Genomic DNA, 18,559 nt, shown 5'->3' on the forward strand with positions numbered 1-18,559 from the left:
AATTTACCCCGTTCACGGGGTAGAGGAAGTCAATTCAGGTATTAATGACACGTTTGATTCGTGCCAAGGGGCATTGGATCAGGATAAATGCCTTTCACGTGAACGTATAGTCGTTGCACCTGGGTATATTTTAGTAATATTTATCGCGGCCTTTATGATCTGCAATATTTTTGGCTGGTTAGCCGTTAAAAATAACCGCCATTATCTGATGGTGCGCGTTATCAACATTATTGGGATTGTACTTTCAGCCTTGGGAACTATGGGAGGAGCCCTAGTTTTACTCATAGCAGTTGGAAGTATGGCGACCTGGGGACATAACGGGGGTAGAGGGGCATTAGTCGCCCTCCTGGCGACAGTTGCACCTGCGGTTGATTTAGCTTTCTCGATCGTATTTGTTGTGTATGCATCGCGCATGAAACGAGGTATATATTCCCCGAAGAATACCTACCAACCGTGATAGGGTATGCGTAGATAAAAAACTCATGCGGCTTCGGGAATTTATACGTCGGAAAATCCGTATAAATCCTTAGGATTAGGATATATGGGGAGGAGGAAACTGCTGTGGATCACGAATCTCGCGTGCATGATGCCGATGCGTTTCCTTCTGCCCGCATGAACGCCGAAGATGCTTCGCCTCGGGGCGAAGCCCCGCCGGCCGGTCAGGATGCGGTGCCCACCCGCTACACGGCACCGATTCGCCACGCGGTTCCGGCAGCGCCGCCCGCATACGCCCTTGAGCATGCACGACAGAATTCTGGGGAGCCGGAACCAGCCCCACAGCCACCGCAGCCCAAGAAACAGGGCGCGGTTCGTCAGGCGCTTCGGGCAGCTACGAAACCGAAAACTGCCGAGCCTCAGGCACCTCAAGATGCGCCTGCCCCACGTTTTATTCCCGCACCCGCATCAACGCCGCCTACGTCTAGTTCTTCGGATGTATCCGCTACATCAGAACCTGCCCCATCACAAACCTCACAAGAGGTTGAGCAGGATGTATCGCCGCGACGGAATAGTATTCCACATCAGGCATATACGCCGAAGAATCTGAGCCGCGCATTCTCTCAAATGCAGGTAGGCATTGAAACAATAAATGCACGACGACGTTCCCTGAACATCATCATCGGTATCCGGTTAGCAGTGCTCACTCTCTTGGGGATTTTTGAAGGCGCTATTATTGCACGTTACACCACCAATATGGGGTGGGGATTCTGGCTGATTATCACAATCTACACCGTTGTTCAGGTATGGCCGTTAGCGCGTCCGCCCAAAGACGCTTCGGACGCTTCCGTATATTCCGTATGGGGAATATTTTCGCTGATCTGCTTTATCGGTGTTGGACTGGTACTTTCACCCATCACATTCCTACTTCTCGTCTTGAACTGGGATGGTATTTCACTGGGTCTTGACCCCATGATTGTGCTCTGCGCGCTGGGTGCTTTATGGCTTCTTGAAATCGCATTGCTGAGTGTAACCCTGTATAAGTTCAATACTCTGCGCGCGATACTTGCTCGTCCAACATTGAGTATTCGCTAGTCTTCGTAAACATCTGTACGGGACTCACTGTGTGGTTGCGCGACATGATATGACATGCGCGGCGGCGTTGTTTCTGTCTCTTGCTGGCAAACCTTGCTAATCTAACACTAGAAACCAGTACGAGAGGGGAAAACCCGGGTGGAAAACCAGCCAGAGCATCCGCATGACGATCGGGCCACGGTATTAGTGTCGAAGATATCGGGCAAGCCTATAAGGCCCCTTCAAGTGTCTCTGGCAACCCTCATCATGACGATATTTATAGGGATGTGGGCGTACATTCTGATCTCGTATATCGTCTGGGTTGTTACGGTGCCGCTGCAGGGCGTGTCGCTCTGGGAATCAGAAACTTTTCTGACGCTCAAAGACCAGCTTCCCCTCGTATTTTTCATGATGGCTACCTTCGTGCTGATGGCGCTTCATGTGGTGGTGTTATTTGCGTATTTACGCGGGCATAGGTGGGCTGCGTATGTGCTGACTGCCTCCTTGCTGTTGGGAATGCTCTGTACCTTTATTGTGCTCTTGCTGGTGGGCGTTATCATGGCCGGTCTTAATGGGGCTCCTATGGAGGAAGTAGAGTTCCTCTTGGATTCCAACTCGTCGCCGCTTTATGTGCCTCTTTATGTGGGTATGCCGTATCTTGTGATGAGCGTTATTGCTCTTGGACTGATCTGGAGCCGTGCCGCCCGCGAATACATGCATGCGCGAAGTTTATGGCGTGCCGAGCAGCGTGAGGATTCCCTGATGTTCTAAACCACCCCACGGTATATTCTCTATTTGGAATATATACAGGTGAGAGGGTATTTTGAGGGTGCTGTGCCAGGTATTTTCCGAGCTGGTACAGTCCCTTTTGTATATCGCAGAAAACCTGCTGAGAAATATTCCACATATGGAATACGGGTGTAAATACTGCAAACCGCCCTTGAGGTCGGCTACTCTCAGAAATAAGTTCACAGTTCTATTGAGCTAAAACCTCAAGGAGAATCGCCGATGACCAACCACCCAAACCCGGCTTCAGGAGACCCCTCACCCCAGCAACCTACAAACCCTTATGTGCAGCATTTACAGCAGCATATGGCGGTGGGGCAGGGGCAGAATCCTACAGTTCCCCTTCAAACTGCCCCTCAGGGCACATATGGCAATAACGCGGTTAAGATTGAAAAACCTGCACGAACATTCGTACTGACACTGGTTCTTGTGGGTGCTTTGGCATGTATCGCGTTACGGATCATAGAGTATCTGGTCAGTGCATCGTTAATGAACGAGGCGGCACGCTGGGTAAGCTCCCAACAGTATGCAGAGAATATTGATCGCGAGGCCATTGCGGTTCCCGCATTTTTACTCTCGGGCGCCCAGGCAGCCCTTTTGCTGGTATCTGTTTTTGTGTCTTCGTGTCTTTATCTGCTCTTCGGCTGTTTCGCATATGTGGGGCGGAATTGGGCGCGTATTATGCTGACAATTCTTGCCGTTATCGGGATTATTATGAGCGCCTTCAAATGCTGGGCTTTTAATACCGCACAGACAGGTATTGAAGGGATCTCACAAAATCCACAGGTACAGGGGTATATGAGGGTGCTCGTGATTCTATACGCTGCCCTCTGCGCGGTTAACCTACTTACGATAATTGTGATGTGGCTTCGTCCGGCTAATCGTTATGTACGCAAACTCAAGGCATATCGGCTGGCGCGTTTAATGGAACAGACTCAATATCAGCAGGTATATGCATATCACGTTGTTCAGCCAGGTTACTATGCGGGTCAGCAGCCAGGAGGTTACAACCCCAATACCGGGCGGCAGTCGTAGACGAGCAGATTGTGATCGGCAGCTAGGGCGGCGGCAGAATCTAAGCCGCCAAGGTTCGGTTCATAAGAGAACCACAATGCTGGTGTTCAAAGAACTTTTTAGTATGCTCAAAAGAGTATTCATGCAACACTATAAATTTTATAAAACCCGTGTAAGGACTGCATCATGACATATTCTGTCGCCCCCATGCCGGAAGGCACGCCCTCGTATCAGGCAGCACCGAATCCAGGAGGTCTCGCTGCCGCCTTTAAGGAGCCTAAAAGACCTACTTTTGTTTTTGTCTTCGCAATTTTTACCGCTACCGTGTGCCCAATCCTGCGTTTTGTGGAGTATGTCCTAACGTCTTCATATTTGAGCGAGGCTCTTAAATGGCATCAATCACGCACGCACGTACCTGCGTATGGTGATATGTCTCTTGAGCAGATGAAATCTGGAATGTTTGCACAGGCGCAGCTAAACTCAACGCTCACATTCCATTTTCTTTCCGTGCTGACATCTGCTCTGCTTTATATTCTTTTTGGGCTCGTCGTGAATAGTGGGAAAAACTGGGGTCGCATTCTGCTGACTATTCTTGCTTCCTTGGGCATGCTAATGAGCGGTATGAGCGCTTTGGGGCAGGCTTATACGATGTCTAACCCAGAGGCGCCGGCTTTTGCGAATGCGCAGGGGTATTTAGGGGCTCTGGTGGCCATATATATGCTACTTTTCCTGACGAACATCTGCCTGGTTGTTCTCGTGTGGATGCCGCCCGTGAATGTGTATATGCGGAATACTAAAGCCTACTGGAAAGCTAAAAAGGCGCTTGAGGCGGGTAGTAAGCGTTACATCGCTCAGTCGGCGGCTCAGACGGAATCAGCCTCGAAAGAGCAGGCTAAAGGTACAAGCTCATAGCCTGGTTGTCATTAAATAAGCCCGAATGCTAGGTAGCGTGAGTACTTTCCGCTATTCTCGAAAGGAAGCCCAAAGCGGTGCTTCACCCCCCCGTTATAACCGTAAGGACTATTGTCGATGAATGAATACCCCAGGCCAACCGGCCCAGACCCCCAGCTGCCGCAAGCTCCACAGACATCGGGTGCATACCCAAACCAGCCGCAGAATCAGTATGGGCAGAACCAGCCCGTAAACTCACAGATCTCGCAGCCTTATATGCAGAATCCGGTGCATCAGGCGGCGCCGTCACCTTCCACGCCGCCGGAATCAGCCGTAAAACCGAAAATGTCGATTCTGCTGCTGTCTGTCCTCATCCTGGCGATCTTGATGCCCATCTTGCGCGTCATCGAATACGGCGTTATGGCCTCTATGGTGAACACCCTGATAGAAGCGCTCCGTCAATCGTTGGGGGAGAGCGCTTATCAACAGTTCATTGCTAAACCGGAATTTTATGAACTTCGAGATATGCAGGTCGGTCTAGTAGGCCGTTTTGTTTTTGGTATCTTCTTCAGCATCATCTACATTTTTTTCGGAATTTTTATTTTCCTGGGATACAACTGGGCGCGTATTGTTCTGACGGTTTTTACAGTGTTGAATACGCTCTTAGTCATGCTTTTCCTGATGGACTCGATCGTAGGCTACAACGAGTTTGCCAATTTTACGGATTTGGTGGATCTTCGGGGTCAAGCTTTCGGACTTGTCATCATCTATATCTCCATTTTGGTGGTGGGTCTTCTGCCCCTGATTCTGATGTGGCTGCCGCCCGCGAATAGGTATGTTCGCCAGCGTACTTCGGTGCGGCGGGCGCGGAACCAGGCCAATAGCCCCTACGGAATGCCGCAGCCCTATGCATATCCGGCACCCGCGCCGCATCCGGGGCAGGCACCAGGGAACCAGCCTTCCTCTGGAGGGCAGCAGCTTTAGCTCCCTGAGGATATAAGGGTTTTACTTCGTGAAGGTGCTGCGGCATATATTTAACATATATGCTGCAGCACCCTTTTTATAACTGATCTCGTTGCGCGTAAATAATTTCTTGTATGTCCATAAAGCCTTTATTTCTGGGTATCTGACCGATAAATAATGAAACTATAAGCGCCTTAAATCGACGCTTTTCAATATTAAAACACAGTCCAAAAACCTAGAGATATTGTCATATTACTTGATGAACCTGTAACGTGTGCTTTAAGGGTTGTGGAGGTTCTTCGTAACACTCAGCTAAGACCTTAGGTGCTTTCGTACAATGCCGCAGCCCTCTAGGAGGAATACCGCCGATGAGCTATGACAGTGCTGTACGCTCTGAATACTCCAAAACAACACTGGCCTCTGGGTATATGGGCGAAAAGAATATGGTGAATTATTCGCCCATACCGAGAGCCTCTTTAGAGCACCCCTATGTACCCCGTGCGGTGAAGATATCCGCATGCGCCAGCATGATGATTGCTATTCTTCGCACCATATACCTGACAGCATCATGGCATTTTGAAAATTTTGCTCTGGGTAACGCTCTGACTATTGCTAACGTTTTCTTGCACGTTATTCTAGGAATTTTTATTCTTCGGGGGTATGCGCTGGCGCGTGCTCTGCTGGTTTCACTCGCGCTGCTGACCTTGGGAACCTCCCTGCTGACTCTGAGCTGGCTGCGCCCTGCCGTTCCCGATATTCCGGGGTCATATTTGTCAGTTGTGGTGCTGAGCATGGCGGCACTGACGCACCTGGTGCTGTTAGGATTTTTGATGTTCCCCGCCAGCGTTACCCTGTATATGCGTGAGAGCAACGCCTACCGTCAGGCATGCGCCCACTGTTAGCCATAGGTTCTGGGAGCCTATTTACAAGATAAATCCGGGCTATGTTCCTGAGCCAATGGCGGCGCGTCAGCTTTTCTGAATTCGGGAGCGATGGTTTGCGGTTGATGATGGGTTTTTCCCGAATAAAATTCGAGATCGGGCGTGTTCAAAAATTCGTCGTATATGACGAAATATCAGGTTGAGCTCGGCGTGATTAAAAAATATTTCACGACATCGGTCAATAATGTATGACCTGAAACTAAGGCTCCGCTATGCTCGTAATACAGCCGTTTAACACGGTAACCGAGAACAAAGGAGTACCACCGATGAGCGAGCAGCATAGACCTGACCCGGCTCTGCCTCAAAACCCTCAGCCTTCCGGAAACCAAGGCTACCCCCAACAACCCGCCCCCGCCGGTCAGCCCATGTATGGGAACGCCCCCGCTCCCGCCGCAGATCTTCCTGAGAAGCCCGCGTACCGAGGAACCGTTGTCGCCGTTCTCATCGTGGGTATTATCGCGGCTCTTTTGCGGATTATCGATATTATTATGGGGCTTTACCTACATCCGCAGGCAAAAAATTTCGCCCAAGAATATAACATCAGCGAAAGTGAACTTGGAATTACTGATTCTAGCCCCCGAGGAATTATCTTTGGCATCGTAATTGCCCTTCTTTTCTTTACACTAGCAAGAAATATGAAGAAAGGCGGTCTAGGATCTGCTATCGGTCTTACTGCTGTAGCCGGTATCTTTACAGTGATCTATGCTAATGGAATGCCAGAGGCTCTGGATAACGTTAATAGCTTTGACGAAATTATAAGCGATCCCCTTTTCCCAGAGAAGTACAAAGGATTCTTTTCCGCTATAAAGTTTGGGGTTTATCTCGAACTAGCTTCTATCGTGATCCAGGTTCTTCTGATTATCCTGATCTGGCTGCCAACCACTCTTAAATACATGAAGAAGGCTCGGGAATATTACGGCGCGGTAGCTGCACAACAGCAGGAAAATCAGCCCGTCGATGCCAGCGCCCTCGCCGTGCCCGCATCCGAAGGACAGGTGCCCGCTGCACAGCATAATACCCAGCAGGCTCAGCAGCAGGGGTATGGATATGACCCGCAAGCTCCTCAGAATCCGCAGGCTCAGCAGAATAATGTGCCGCAAAACCCGCAAAATCCCCAAGACCATCAGGGCAATAGCGGGTACAATCTGAATTAGAGATTGAAAATTTCATAGGTTTGATGCACTTCGTGCATGCCTAACAATGTTCGTCGTGCACCTCAGACGGGGGCACGACGAACATTTTTTTAAGGAACTCTCAACAATCGAAGTGAGAATTCCGCAGCCCAACCACAAAAAACATTGTTGAGGAGGAGCCATGAGTCAAGATCCTTATGGTCAACAACCCCCATACCAGCCGCCGCATCCCAACGCGCCCATGCACCCGGCGATTCAATACGCACCCGTGCCAACGCAGAAACCCGAGCCCACTACCGTCGTCAAGATCGGCACCTACCTGATTTACGCCGTGGCACTGTACATGATCATGCGAGCCATCGTTGGTTTGGATGATTTCGGGTTCCAGACATACCACACGGAGAACGGCAAGACGACCGAAGTAAACTCTTCGATGGGACTCGGCTATGTCATCAGTGCAATTTTTGCTGCGTTTACTATTCTCCTCGGATTCTTCTACTCTAAGGGTCACGGGTGGGCACGCATTACCGCCCTTGTCCTGGGGATTATTGGTACCATTCGTGATCTGCTCTACTTCTTGCTCACCCTACTCGCCCAGTCGCTGGTACAGTCCGTTACATCTCAGATGGATGGGGTGCAGCAGGTATCTATAAGCCCTGCAGTATACATAGTTCTTATATTGGGCATTATTTTGCAGATTGCGGTAGTGGTTTTCATGCTTCGTGGTGATGCCGCTCGGTACACGAGCGATAGCCGCCTCTGGCGCAACTACCGGCAGGATCAGGGCCCGCAGCCCGTTCAACAGCCCACAGAATCCCAGCCTCAACAAGGATTCGGTCAGGCTGCACAAAACCCGCAGGCACAGAACCCGCAATCACAACCAAACCCCGCACCGCAGAATCCTAATAACCGGTACGACAATGGTGATGGGTACCGTTTGAACTAGCCTATAAACACTCGGATGCGCCCTCAACAGCGCAGAAACGTTCGCCGTACACTACCATTGAAGTATGGCGAGCGTTTTGCGTTTTTGCACCATATAAAAGTGTTGCTGGCATGCATACGACCGCCATAGATATAGCACCGGTACACACGATAAGAGTCACCAGGACACATCATGAGCCAAAATCCCTATTATCAAGATCCGCAGTATCAGCCCTCATACACCCAACAACCTCAAGGACCTTATAGCCAGCCATACCAGTCAGGGGCTTATGCGCCCGTTCCAGAGAAAAAACCCGAACCCAGCACGGTAGTAAAAACAGGTATTTACCTGATCTTTGGGTATGCGCTTTATGCCCTGGTATCAAGTATTTACAACTCGGTAACCCTTCGAGACAGGATGAATGCCCTGCTCGAACAGCAGAAGAACCAGTACTCTCCGTATGGGAACTACAGTAGCGTCAACTTTTCAGACTCGTTGATAACAACGAGTATTGTTGTTGGCATTCTGATAGCCGTCATCATAGTCGCTCTTACGGTCGTTATCGGTTATTTTTACGCCAAAGGGCACACTTGGGCGCGTATTACAGCTTTGGTCTTAAGTAGTATTGGTACTGCATTCGGTGTGATTACCCTGATTATGATCCTCGCGGGTGCTGGTACAGGGTCGGTAAGTTATTCCCCGTATTCCACGATGAACGACCCTGTGTCAATTGGTATGACAATCTTCTCAACGGTTCTGCAGGGCGCCATTATCGTGTTCATGGTGCTGCGTGATGCTACGCAGTATACCGCTCAGAGCCGCATCTGGCGTATGTACCAGCAGAATCAGAGTGGCGTAAATCCCTACCAGCAACAGGGTAGCCAACCCTATAACCATTAGGATATATGCTTCGATAAGAATATAAGCATATAGCAGGGGGCGGCGAATACAGACTGTATTCGCCGCCCCCTTATGCATACGCAGAAGTTTGAGATTTAGGCGCCCCTACTCGGCTGCCTCGTTCTTGGCTTTGGAACGGCCGCGCAGGTATTCAAAAGTCACGGGCAGAACCGAAACCAACACAATAATGACCGCAAGCATCTCAATATTGTTGTGGATGAACTCGACCCCACCCAACAGCACGCCTGCCATACCAATAGAACCAATCCACAGGACGGCACCCAGGATGTTCCAGAGGTTGAACCTGCGGCGGGGATACGAAGAAATACCCGCCGCCAGCGAAACAAAGGTACGAACGATCGGTACGAAGCGACCTACAACAAGCGCGAAACCGCCTCGTTTAGCAAAAAATTCTTCCGCAGCGTGCAGGTTCTTGGTGCTCAGGATTTTTGCATCGTCTTTGAAAAGATTACGGCCATAGCGGGCACCCAGCTGATACCCGACCTCGCCGCCAGCTACCGCCGCAATGATAAGAACCGGGAACGCTAACCAGAGCGACAGCCCCATGCGGTCGTGGAGCATACCCAGAGCGAAGATCAAAGAGTCGCCCGGAAGCACCGGAAACAGCACGCCCGATTCGATAAAAACGATGATGGCCGAAACCACCAGAACCCACGGACCGGTGCTGATCAGCACATCTTCAAGCTTGAAACCGAGGAGCCCCAGCGGAAGATGAGCAAGAAGTACGGGGATAAAAAAAGCCATAGAAAAATCCTGAAGTAGTCGAACACAAGGCACGCGCGGTGCTTGCACACAATCCTATGCGGTCTGCCTGAGAGACCACTAAGGCAAAAATATGTGGAAGCTATGAAGTGTCTCGCAATATTCTACCGGGATTCTTTGTGAGAAACGATTAAGAGTGTGAACCTGCCTCGTGAGCTTGGCTAACTGATGGAATCATGGCGTCTATGCCCGATGAAGAATATAAAGGATAGTGAAGTCAGTACCCATATATTCCGTGACCGTTATAGTATTCCCAAACCTGTATGCACGAGGTAACCGTACAGCATGTGCGGAACCTTGAAATCTGCCATGATGGGAGAAACCCCTCACAAAGGAACCCCATGCCAACACTCCATGAAAACGCCCAAGCCCTGCTCAGAAAGCTCACCGCAAACCCGAATGCGAGCTTTCACCCCGGGCAGTTCGAGGCTATCGAGGCGCTTGTCACCGACCGCCGCCGCACCCTCGTGGTACAGCGTACAGGCTGGGGAAAATCTGCCGTGTATTTTATTTCGGCGCTTCTGATGCGTGCCCAAGGTTCCGGGGTTGCCCTTATTATCTCCCCGCTGCTTTCGCTCATGCGCGACCAGGTGCAGGCAGCCGAACGTGCCGGGGTTCGTGCCGCTATGGTGAACTCCGCTAACGTGACCGAATGGGAGGCAATACGCGCCCGCCTTGATGCGAATGAGCTGGACGTTCTCCTCATTGGACCCGAACGACTCAATAACCCCGCATTTCGTGAAGAATGGATGCCTTATCTTCAGCCGCGGCTTGGTCTTCTGGTGGTCGATGAAGCGCACTGTATCTCCGATTGGGGGCACGATTTTCGCCCCGATTACCGGCGCATCGGGGCACTTATTCGTGAACTTGATGCGAACGTTCCCGTACTCGCGACGACCGCAACCGCGAACGAACGTGTAAGCCGCGATATTGCCGAACAGCTTGTCGCAGGTGCCAACCCCGAGGATGTTGTGGTGCTGCGCGGTTCGCTCACCCGCGATTCTCTGAGGCTGGGCGTGCTGCAGCTGCCCGACGAAGCGCAGCGTCTAGGCTGGCTGGTTGAACACCTTGATACGCTGCCGGGCTCAGGAATTATCTATACCCTGACAGTATCCGCCGCCGAAGACACCGCTCGACTGCTGCAAACCGCCGGGCACAAGGTTCTTGCGTACACCGGAAAAACCGATCCCGATGAACGCCGCGAAGCCGAAGAAGCCCTCAAAGCCAACCGGGTTAAGGCGCTTGTTGCCACGAGTGCCCTCGGTATGGGATTCGACAAACCGGATCTGGGGTTTGTGGTGCATCTTGGGGCGCCTTCTTCGGCGGTGAGCTACTATCAGCAGGTAGGCCGTGCCGGTCGCGGCACCGACCATGCGGATGTGCTTCTGCTGCCCGGGCGTGAAGACCGCGCGATCTGGGAGTATTTTGCGACCGCATCCATGCCCGACGAACAGAACGCCTACGCCGTGTGTGAGGCGCTGGCGGATGAGCCCGATGGGCTTTCTATACCCGCGCTGGAGGCGCGTGTACAGTTACGCCGAAGCACCTTAGAGCTTCTGCTCAAAGTACTCGATGTTGAGGATGCTGTGCGCAAGATCGGCTCACGCTGGTACTCCACAGGTACTCCCTGGAGCTACGATGCACCGCGATACCGTGCCGTGGCGCAGGCGCGCGTTCGGGAGCAAGAGGCCATGCTCGCCTACGAGAGTACCGAAGGGTGCCGCATGGTCTTTCTGGCACGCGAGCTGGACGATACCACGGCGGCTCCGTGCGGAAAATGCGATAGGTGCGCGGGCCCCTGGTACCCCGAACAGGTCTCTGAGCGCGCCGTGCAGCAGGCTCAAGGAACCCTCAACGCGGTTGGCGTAGAAATAGCCCCGCGCGGCATGTGGCCTACCGGGCTACAGGAGCTCGTGGGAGAGAACGCGCCAAAGGGTAAGATTCCGGTGTCAGAGCGCGCCGAACCGGGTTACGCGCTGGCACGCCTCAGCGATGTGGGGTGGGGCAGCCGTGTGCGTGAACTTTTGGCGACCGACGAATCCGGGGAACCTCTCGATACGCCCGTTCCCCAAGCCCTCGGGCAGGCCTGCGTGCGGGTTCTTGCGGCATGGGACTGGGGTGAAACCGGGCGCCCCGAAACCGTACTCACGGTACCGTCTCCGGTGCGTCCCACGTTAGCGCGCTCGTTGGGGGAGGGGCTGGCCCATGTCGGCAAACTCGTGTATTTGGGCGAGGCTGAGCTGGCTGCCGAACCGCGTTTCTTCGGCGGTAACAGTGTTTTCCGATGTGCCGATGTCATGCGTTCCTACCAGATTCCGCCTGAGGTAATTGAGAGGCTGCGTGAGCATCCGGGACCTGTACTTTTGGTGAGCGATATTGTGGATTCTCGCTGGAGTATCACCGTGTTGGCGCAGCGGCTGCGGGCGGGCGGAGCATCCGCTGTATACCCCTTCGCGCTGGGTGTGACACACTGAGAATATGTATTTCTCATGAGGAATATATAGCTTTTGACAAGGACATATAGACGATATGGAATACAACAATAGTGGTGCTCACGCCGGTGACGGTGAAGCCCTCAGTACCATTGCGACATTGGCTGAGCATGAACGCTGGATGCGCCTGGCTCTCGACGAAGGAAAGCGCGCAGCATGCGCCGGTGAGATACCTATCGGCGCGGTGGTGGTGAATGCCGAAGGCGAAATTATCGGCTCGGGGCACAATAGTCGCGAACACGATCATGACCCCACCGGGCACGCTGAGATCCACGCGATTCGCCAGGCGGCACAGCATCTTAAGACCTGGCGTTTGGAAGAGTGCACGCTCGTAGTGACCGTTGAACCATGCCTCATGTGTGCCGGGGCGATTCTGATGGCGCGCATACCCACGGTGGTTATGGGTGCTTGGGAGGAAAAAACGGGTGCGGTGGGGAGTCAATATGATGTGCTCCGTGACCGTCGTTTAGGGCTTGATGTGCAGGTTTACGCCGGGGTGCTGCGCGAGGAATGTGCCGGGCTGATGCGCACATTTTTTGAAGCACGCCGCCCGTAGCAGGGGATCTAAACTGCTGGGTATTTTGTCTAAATTCTTTGTCTTCCCTCATAAAAGTCTCGTGATGTGAATAAAACGGAGGAAACCGTGCTTGAGCACATCATGAGTCTTTTAGTCTGAGAAGGGAAGGAAGAAGATAGAGGGAGAGAGGGGGAGCGATGGGAGCCGGCACCGCTCACCCCCTTATTTGAACGAAAATCGCTTTTTCTTTGAAAAATAATCCATAAATTTCAAAAATAACATCGGAAATCGTCAAAAAATGGTCATGTGCACTGTTTCTGCGGATCTACGATAGATGAGGTAATTCAGGGTCCTGCGTGCCACTTAACGCGGGGACGCGCCAAGAATCCTGACACGTATTCATTTAAAGGTTCAGCACACATGTTAACCGCAGACGATATTTGGGCTCGGGGTCGCCATAAGGCGCTCTTCGGCCGTACCAGCTTCACGGTGGAACGCGGCGAGGTCATCCTGATACAGGCCGACAGTCAGATTGAACGCACTTCCCTGAGCTTAGCCCTTACCGGGCGGCTGAAGCTCAGCGGCGGAACTCTCAGCTGGGATCACCGAAGCCCCGTCAGCTTGCGCCACCTGCGCAGTATCTCTGACATTATTGATTCCCCAGAAGTTACCGCCCCCGAAGTACATATGCGCGTGCATGATTACGTCTCCGAAATGCTCTCGTACTCTCTGCCGTTCTTCGGTCGACCCCGAGCAAGCCACTGGCTGGAGCAGAATGATTTAGGCGAGCTCGATAGGCTCTGGACCGAACAGCTTACAGGTGAGCAGAACATCCGTCTGATGAGCGCGTTAGCGGCGCATACCCGCTCCGATCTTCTGGTATTTGATACTCCGTCACGGCATCTGGACCACACCCGCATGTGGCTGCCGTATCTGCAGGAACTCGCCGAAAACGAAGACGATCCGTGTGCCGTGATCGCCGTAGTTCCGCATATTTCCGAAAGCTGGGACGGCAAAACTGCCGTGGTTGGTGACGCCCACGAAGACCTTGAAGAAAACCCGCAGGATGCGCCCGAGAGCATCCGCCTCACCGTTGCGCGGGAGGAAACCGACTCGTCCCTGGATGACCTGCTCGGCGGCGACCACCACGACGACGATCATAGCGACCCGAACGATCGCGAGACGCTACAGAGCGAGGATCCGGGCGAGAAGGTACAGACCGTCCGGTCACCGCAGGAAGACTCGGCGGTGAACGCATCCGAAGTATCCGAGTCTCTCCTCGAAGACCACGAAGAACAGCTCGAAGAATTATCAAACCCGAAGAATCCAGCAGAGAAGGAACAGTAACTGTGAGTGTAGTTCGTGTTGCGCTCGTCGAACTTAAGCGTCTAACCTCCGGAGTGCTTCCGGTACTGGTGCTTCTTGCTATGTCGTGTATTCCGCTGCTGTACGGTTCACTGTACCTGTACGGCAACTGGGATGCTTACGGGAATGTGAACGGTATTGTGGGCGCGCTCGTGGTGGAAGACGAGGGCGCGAAAGATGCCTCCGGTAACGATCTGAACACCGGTGCGGATGTCAAAAAGAGCCTGCTGGATGCGGGAACCTTCGACTGGAAGAGCGTAGAGACCCGTGATAAAGCCGTCCAAGGCGTCAGCGACGGGACCTATGATTTTGCGCTCGTGATTCCGAAAGACTTCTCGGCCAGGCTCGTGAGTACCGGCTCGTTCAAACCCGATGAGAAAGGCAACACCGGTCCCATTAACCCGCAGGCCGCCGGGCTGGAAATTATCACGAACGACGCCAATAACTATGTGCTCACCAACATCGTGACGAAGGCGGGAACAGCCGTGCGGGATTCCGTGGCCTCCAAGGTGGGGGATAAGACGGCGAACACTCTGCTGGCAAGCTTCACGACCATTCACGGCAAAATGAATGAGGCAGCCGACGGCGCCGACAAAATCAACGCGAACACCGTCAAACTTTCCGATGCGATGACCCAACTCGCTGACGGAACCGGAACCCTCAACGATGGTGCCGTCAAGCTCGCGGACGGGTCTGAGCAGCTGGTGGATGGTTCCAGCAGGCTCATCGAAGGGCAAAATAAGCTCGCCGACGGTTCGTCCCAGTTGGCTGACGGCGCAGGTACCCTCAACCAGGGTGCCGGAAAAGTCAATGACGGTGCGGTCAAGCTCGCTGACGGATCATCAACCCTGGCCAACGGTGCCTCTGACACGCATAACGGCGCTTCCCAGTTGGCGGATGGCTCCGCAGCCCTCGCAAACGGCACCGGCAGCCTTAAGAAAGGCGCGAACGACCTCGCCCAAGGTGCCCAGCAGGTCGCCGACGGAACGCATTCGCTCAAGAATGCACTGGATCAGGACGGGGTGCGTCAACTTCCCGGAACGCTCACCGCCATGTGCCAAAACCTGAACTCGATCGACACCTCCGCCCCAAGCGGGGATTTTGGCACAGATCTGTCAAATACGGTGGTATCTAAGGTTGCCGAAGATACCCGGCAGAAACTAGCGCCTCTCGTCGAATCCGGCTCCATCAGCCAGGAAACCGCCGACGCGATCGTCGCCAACATCAACTCCGAACAGACGAAATCGGCTGTAGCATCCGCGAACGATCAGGCACTCAAAAACCATCTGGCGCAGCACGGACAAGCCGGTTCAGATGTGTTGGTGAAGCTGCAAACCCTCAAGAACGACAACTGTGTGGCCACCGGGGAATCCGCTGCAGCGCAAAAACTCAGTACCCTGATTGACGGGGTGGATAAGCTCGACTCCGGCGCCACGGCGGTAGCGCAGGGTGCCGGAACACTGCGCGACGGCATCACCAAACTCGATTCCGGGGCAACCACCCTGGCGGACGGTTCAGCTAAGCTCGCCGACGGCACCGGGAAAGTTGCCGATGGCGCCTCCACCCTCAATAACGGAGCATCCCAGCTGGCCGACGGCACTGGCGAACTCAAAAACGGTACCGGAAACCTGCACAACGGCGCACAGCAGCTTGCCGATGGCGAAAAAGAAGCCGTAGACGGCCAAAACAAACTGCACGAGGGCGCAACCACACTGCAGGACGGGTCGTCCCAGCTTGCCGATGGCACCGGAAAACTCAACAGCAGTACCGGCCAAATCGCCGACGGCACGAGACAGCTCAAAGACGGAACCGGGCAGCTCTCCACCGGACTGCAAAACGGCACCCGCCAAATCCCCAACCTGAACGAAGAACAGCAAAAAGACGTAGCCTCCGTCATGTCCTCACCCGTGGACCTCGAACACAGCTCCCTAGCCAACGGACGTAATTACGGCGAGGGTATGGGACCGTTCTTCATGTGCCTAGCCCTGTGGATCGGCGGCCTGATGCTCGTGCAAACCCTGCGCCCGCTCAACAACCGTGCACTGGCCTCAAAGGCACCGACAGCGCGCATCATCCTAGGAAGCTGGCTGCCGTTCGGACTGATCGGTATCGCCCAGGCAGTACTCATGTTCGCGGCAGTGAAATTCGGGCTCGGATTCCAGATGGCGCATCCGTGGCTTGCCTTCCTCTTCCTCTGCTTCGTCGCAACGATCTTCACCCTGTTCATTCATGGTGTGGTGGTGTTCTTCGGCTCGCCCGGCAAGCTCATAGCCCTAATTATCATGATCCTGCAGCTCATCACGGCGGGCGGCACCATGCCCTACGAAACTCTGCCGCACGCCATGAGATGGATGCACGACTTCTTCCCCATGGGCTACGCCGTCACCGGTATGCGCAGGCTCAGCTACGGCATCAACGAATCCAGCCTGATGCCGATCATGATGTACCTGCTGCTGTGGGGTGCCGTCGGTCTGGTGCTGGGGTACCTGGGAACCCGCCGTGACCGCATCTGGTCCCTGAAAAAACTAATCCCCGAAATCACGGTGTAGGGCCTTAGCATGGAGAGAACAGCAACCGCCACGAAGGGAACCATCCCCATGCCCGATACGCCGAACCCCGCACGCCGACCGGGCCGCACCGGCAAAACCCAACGCAAACTCTTCACCGCCACGATGGAGATCATGGAGCATCGGGGAAGCGCCCACGTGAGCATTGAAGAGGTCGCCCAGCGCGCCGGGGTCTCCAAAGGCACCGTGTACTACAACTTCGGGTCGAAGAAAACCATGATCGACCGGCTTCTGCAATACGGCACGCACCTGCTCGTGGAGAGCATGAGCGAAGCTTCCATCGCTCAGAGCGACCCGCGCGAAGGGCTGCGCAAAAGCATCTCCACGGCGCTCACCTATCTGCACGAACACCGAGGGTTCACCAGGCTCTGGGTGAGCGAAGTGTGGAAGGGGCTGGACGCCTGGACCGACTCAATGGTGGACAACCGCCAAGAAATCCTGGATTTCATAGAGTCGCAGGTACGCGCCCTGCGCAGCCGCTACACGATCGATACCGCCCAGGATACACGTGCGTTGGCGCTTTCTATTTTTGGTGCTACTTTTATGCTGGCGATGGACCGGGAGATACACGGGGTGCAGCGTAGCATCGAGGACTCCACCCGTGCGGTCATGCTGGTATTTGACGGCTATATTCGGCACTGACGGATGCGGCTTTCAGGCGATATTGGGGTGCACAGCCGCTATGGGTTCGCTCTTGACTGAAGGTTAACCCCCTGGGTGAGGAACTAAGATCCTCAGGCAGAATAAGCGGTATAATGCGCTTGTCGCTAAGGATTTGAGGGGCGTCCCCAGCACCTTGGATGGAACCGAGCAAGGGGGTGGAGTTTTTTGCCCCCTTGGGGCGGATGCGGTAGAATCATATCCTATTGGTGGTGTGTCCGAGCGGCCGAAGGTGCATCACTCGAAATGATGTTTGGTGTAACAGCCAACGAGGGTTCAAATCCCTCCACCACCGCATAACTAAGCCCGTCGGGTCTTAGAACTCTAAGACCCGGCGGGTTTTCTGCTGTGCACCTTGTGTATAGAAAGCTATAGGCTTAGGTGAGGACGAAGTTTTTAGCCCACGTGAAATCCCCCAACACACTCTGCCTGATACGAAACTCAGGCCCGAAATCAGGACCACCAACAGGCCTGTACCCTTCCCCGTACCCCTCGTGGGCTAACCCCGAAACAGTGGGCACCTCCAACAGACGCTGCACCCACAACTTTTCCCGAATATACTGCACAAGTATTCCAGCATCCTGAGTATTGTTCGGATCAGCCCAATACCCATAATCCACCCGAAACGCCACCTGAGAACCCACATACCGGCACGGTTCTACATGCGGTTTAAACCGATACACCACCCCTGTGGTGTCGGTGAGCTCGAAAAGCCCGTTTTCATCTCCTAATAGGGTGAAATAACTAGAGTCAATCTGCCAGTAGTGCAGCACCTGCTTACGTCCCCGGTTATTGACCCTCATGAGTTTCTCGGGCAGGATTTCCCGGTACGAGACCCTGCACACCCACAAACCCCACACAGTGGCAGGAAGCCCCAGAACCAAAAACGTGAAGTTGATCCAGATAACCGGTATTTCCGGTGATCCACCAGAGAGGACACGGTCAAAGAAGGACAGCTGCATCAAGATAATCAAGATAAGCAGTACCCATAAGAGCATTTTCATGAACCACGACGCTTGTAACCGCACCGACGCCAGCACCCGCACTACAGCCCGAGGATCAGAAGTTTCTTCTACTATCTGCTGGGTTTTCTGCTCACGCTCACGCCGGCGC

General features: G+C 53.7%; 16 protein-coding genes, 1 tRNA gene and 1 pseudogene. 16 read left to right on the top strand and 2 right to left on the bottom strand.

The genetic code is table 11. From position 1 onward, the window contains the following. From HMPREF3164_RS02960 to HMPREF3164_RS03005, 10 genes and pseudogenes are all read left to right on the top strand, one after another. Nucleotides 1–457 (top strand): annotated as a pseudogene (locus tag HMPREF3164_RS02960) (hypothetical protein); the annotation flags it as partial. Between the two features lie 104 nt (nt 458–561). Continuing rightward, nucleotides 562–1,530, top strand: a complete 969-nt coding sequence (locus HMPREF3164_RS02965) for a skin secretory protein xP2 (protein APEG) (RefSeq protein ID WP_246822579.1) — start codon at nt 562–564, stop codon at nt 1,528–1,530. Nucleotides 1,531–1,668: 138 nt separating this feature from the next. After that, nucleotides 1,669–2,280 carry a hypothetical protein gene (locus HMPREF3164_RS02970; RefSeq protein ID WP_070448744.1) on the top strand — a complete coding sequence of 204 codons (612 nt, stop codon included), beginning with the start codon at nt 1,669–1,671 and terminating at the stop codon, nt 2,278–2,280. Nucleotides 2,281–2,517: 237 nt separating this feature from the next. Beyond that, on the top strand, nt 2,518–3,330 hold the full coding sequence (locus HMPREF3164_RS02975) for a hypothetical protein (RefSeq protein WP_070448745.1): 813 nt from the start codon (nt 2,518–2,520) through the stop codon (nt 3,328–3,330). Nucleotides 3,331–3,495: 165 nt separating this feature from the next. After that, on the top strand, nt 3,496–4,221 hold the full coding sequence (locus HMPREF3164_RS02980) for a hypothetical protein (protein ID WP_070448746.1): 726 nt from the start codon (nt 3,496–3,498) through the stop codon (nt 4,219–4,221). A 117-nt stretch (nt 4,222–4,338) separates the two neighbouring features. Then, the gene (locus HMPREF3164_RS02985) at nt 4,339–5,184 is read left to right on the top strand and encodes a hypothetical protein (protein ID WP_246822580.1); all 846 of its coding nucleotides are present in this window, start codon (nt 4,339–4,341) and stop codon (nt 5,182–5,184) included. A 347-nt stretch (nt 5,185–5,531) separates the two neighbouring features. Then, nucleotides 5,532–6,065: a mechanosensitive ion channel protein MscS gene (locus HMPREF3164_RS02990; protein ID WP_070448747.1), complete on the top strand. Its 534-nt coding sequence runs from the start codon at nt 5,532–5,534 to the stop codon at nt 6,063–6,065. A 305-nt stretch (nt 6,066–6,370) separates the two neighbouring features. Then, nucleotides 6,371–7,258 carry a hypothetical protein gene (locus tag HMPREF3164_RS02995; RefSeq protein WP_246822581.1) on the top strand — a complete coding sequence of 296 codons (888 nt, stop codon included), beginning with the start codon at nt 6,371–6,373 and terminating at the stop codon, nt 7,256–7,258. Nucleotides 7,259–7,418: 160 nt separating this feature from the next. Then, nucleotides 7,419–8,183 carry a hypothetical protein gene (locus HMPREF3164_RS03000; RefSeq protein WP_070448750.1) on the top strand — a complete coding sequence of 255 codons (765 nt, stop codon included), beginning with the start codon at nt 7,419–7,421 and terminating at the stop codon, nt 8,181–8,183. A 171-nt stretch (nt 8,184–8,354) separates the two neighbouring features. Next, entirely contained in the window at nt 8,355–9,062 is a 708-nt protein-coding gene (locus tag HMPREF3164_RS03005; RefSeq protein WP_070448751.1) for a cation:proton antiporter family protein, read from the top strand. Nucleotides 9,063–9,167: 105 nt separating this feature from the next. On the opposite strand, the gene HMPREF3164_RS03010 is transcribed toward HMPREF3164_RS03005, so the two are convergent. Then, on the bottom strand, nt 9,168–9,827 hold the full coding sequence (locus HMPREF3164_RS03010) for a DedA family protein (protein WP_048751718.1): 660 nt from the start codon (nt 9,825–9,827) through the stop codon (nt 9,168–9,170). 359 nt (nt 9,828–10,186) lie between these two features. Between HMPREF3164_RS03010 and HMPREF3164_RS03015 the strand changes: the two genes are divergently transcribed. The 6 genes from HMPREF3164_RS03015 (at nt 10,187) to HMPREF3164_RS03040 (ending at nt 17,741) form a co-directional block, all read left to right on the top strand. Next, entirely contained in the window at nt 10,187–12,319 is a 2,133-nt protein-coding gene (locus HMPREF3164_RS03015; RefSeq protein ID WP_070448753.1) for a RecQ family ATP-dependent DNA helicase, read from the top strand. A 55-nt stretch (nt 12,320–12,374) separates the two neighbouring features. Continuing rightward, complete coding sequence (tadA, locus tag HMPREF3164_RS03020) at nt 12,375–12,893, top strand: tRNA adenosine(34) deaminase TadA (protein ID WP_070448756.1); 519 nt, start codon at nt 12,375–12,377, stop codon at nt 12,891–12,893. Nucleotides 12,894–13,274: 381 nt separating this feature from the next. Then, on the top strand, nt 13,275–14,201 hold the full coding sequence (locus HMPREF3164_RS03025) for an ABC transporter ATP-binding protein (RefSeq protein ID WP_070448758.1): 927 nt from the start codon (nt 13,275–13,277) through the stop codon (nt 14,199–14,201). 2 nt (nt 14,202–14,203) lie between these two features. After that, nucleotides 14,204–16,768, top strand: coding sequence for a YhgE/Pip domain-containing protein (locus HMPREF3164_RS03030; protein WP_070448760.1), 2,565 nt, complete (start codon nt 14,204–14,206; stop codon nt 16,766–16,768). Between the two features lie 9 nt (nt 16,769–16,777). Next, nucleotides 16,778–17,428 (top strand): TetR/AcrR family transcriptional regulator, encoded by a 651-nt coding sequence (locus tag HMPREF3164_RS03035; protein ID WP_070448762.1) that lies wholly within the window; start codon nt 16,778–16,780, stop codon nt 17,426–17,428. Between the two features lie 226 nt (nt 17,429–17,654). Next, nucleotides 17,655–17,741, top strand: a tRNA-Ser gene (locus HMPREF3164_RS03040). 82 nt (nt 17,742–17,823) lie between these two features. Here the strand turns inward: HMPREF3164_RS03040 and HMPREF3164_RS03045 are convergent. Beyond that, a partial coding sequence (locus HMPREF3164_RS03045) for a hypothetical protein (RefSeq protein ID WP_246822582.1) occupies nt 17,824–18,559 on the bottom strand: 736 nt, incomplete at its 5' end.

This window comes from Rothia sp. HMSC08A08 (assembly GCF_001808385.1).
GTDB lineage: Bacteria > Actinomycetota > Actinomycetes > Actinomycetales > Micrococcaceae > Rothia > Rothia dentocariosa.

What these genes read in the sequence shown, in the direction of transcription:
- HMPREF3164_RS03035 (WP_070448762.1), top strand. Translation starts at nt 16,778, where the DNA reads ATGGAGAGAACAGCAACCGCCACGAAGGGAACCATCCCCATGCCCGAT.
- HMPREF3164_RS02975 (WP_070448745.1), top strand. Translation starts at nt 2,518, where the DNA reads ATGACCAACCACCCAAACCCGGCTTCAGGAGACCCCTCACCCCAGCAA.
- HMPREF3164_RS02990 (WP_070448747.1), top strand. Translation starts at nt 5,532, where the DNA reads ATGAGCTATGACAGTGCTGTACGCTCTGAATACTCCAAAACAACACTG.
- HMPREF3164_RS03025 (WP_070448758.1), top strand. Translation starts at nt 13,275, where the DNA reads ATGTTAACCGCAGACGATATTTGGGCTCGGGGTCGCCATAAGGCGCTC.
- HMPREF3164_RS03005 (WP_070448751.1), top strand. Translation starts at nt 8,355, where the DNA reads ATGAGCCAAAATCCCTATTATCAAGATCCGCAGTATCAGCCCTCATAC.
- HMPREF3164_RS03000 (WP_070448750.1), top strand. Translation starts at nt 7,419, where the DNA reads ATGAGTCAAGATCCTTATGGTCAACAACCCCCATACCAGCCGCCGCAT.
- HMPREF3164_RS03010 (WP_048751718.1), bottom strand. Translation starts at nt 9,827, where the DNA reads ATGGCTTTTTTTATCCCCGTACTTCTTGCTCATCTTCCGCTGGGGCTC.
- HMPREF3164_RS02985 (WP_246822580.1), top strand. Translation starts at nt 4,339, where the DNA reads ATGAATGAATACCCCAGGCCAACCGGCCCAGACCCCCAGCTGCCGCAA.
- HMPREF3164_RS02980 (WP_070448746.1), top strand. Translation starts at nt 3,496, where the DNA reads ATGACATATTCTGTCGCCCCCATGCCGGAAGGCACGCCCTCGTATCAG.
- tadA (WP_070448756.1), top strand. Translation starts at nt 12,375, where the DNA reads ATGGAATACAACAATAGTGGTGCTCACGCCGGTGACGGTGAAGCCCTC.
- HMPREF3164_RS03015 (WP_070448753.1), top strand. Translation starts at nt 10,187, where the DNA reads ATGCCAACACTCCATGAAAACGCCCAAGCCCTGCTCAGAAAGCTCACC.
- HMPREF3164_RS02995 (WP_246822581.1), top strand. Translation starts at nt 6,371, where the DNA reads ATGAGCGAGCAGCATAGACCTGACCCGGCTCTGCCTCAAAACCCTCAG.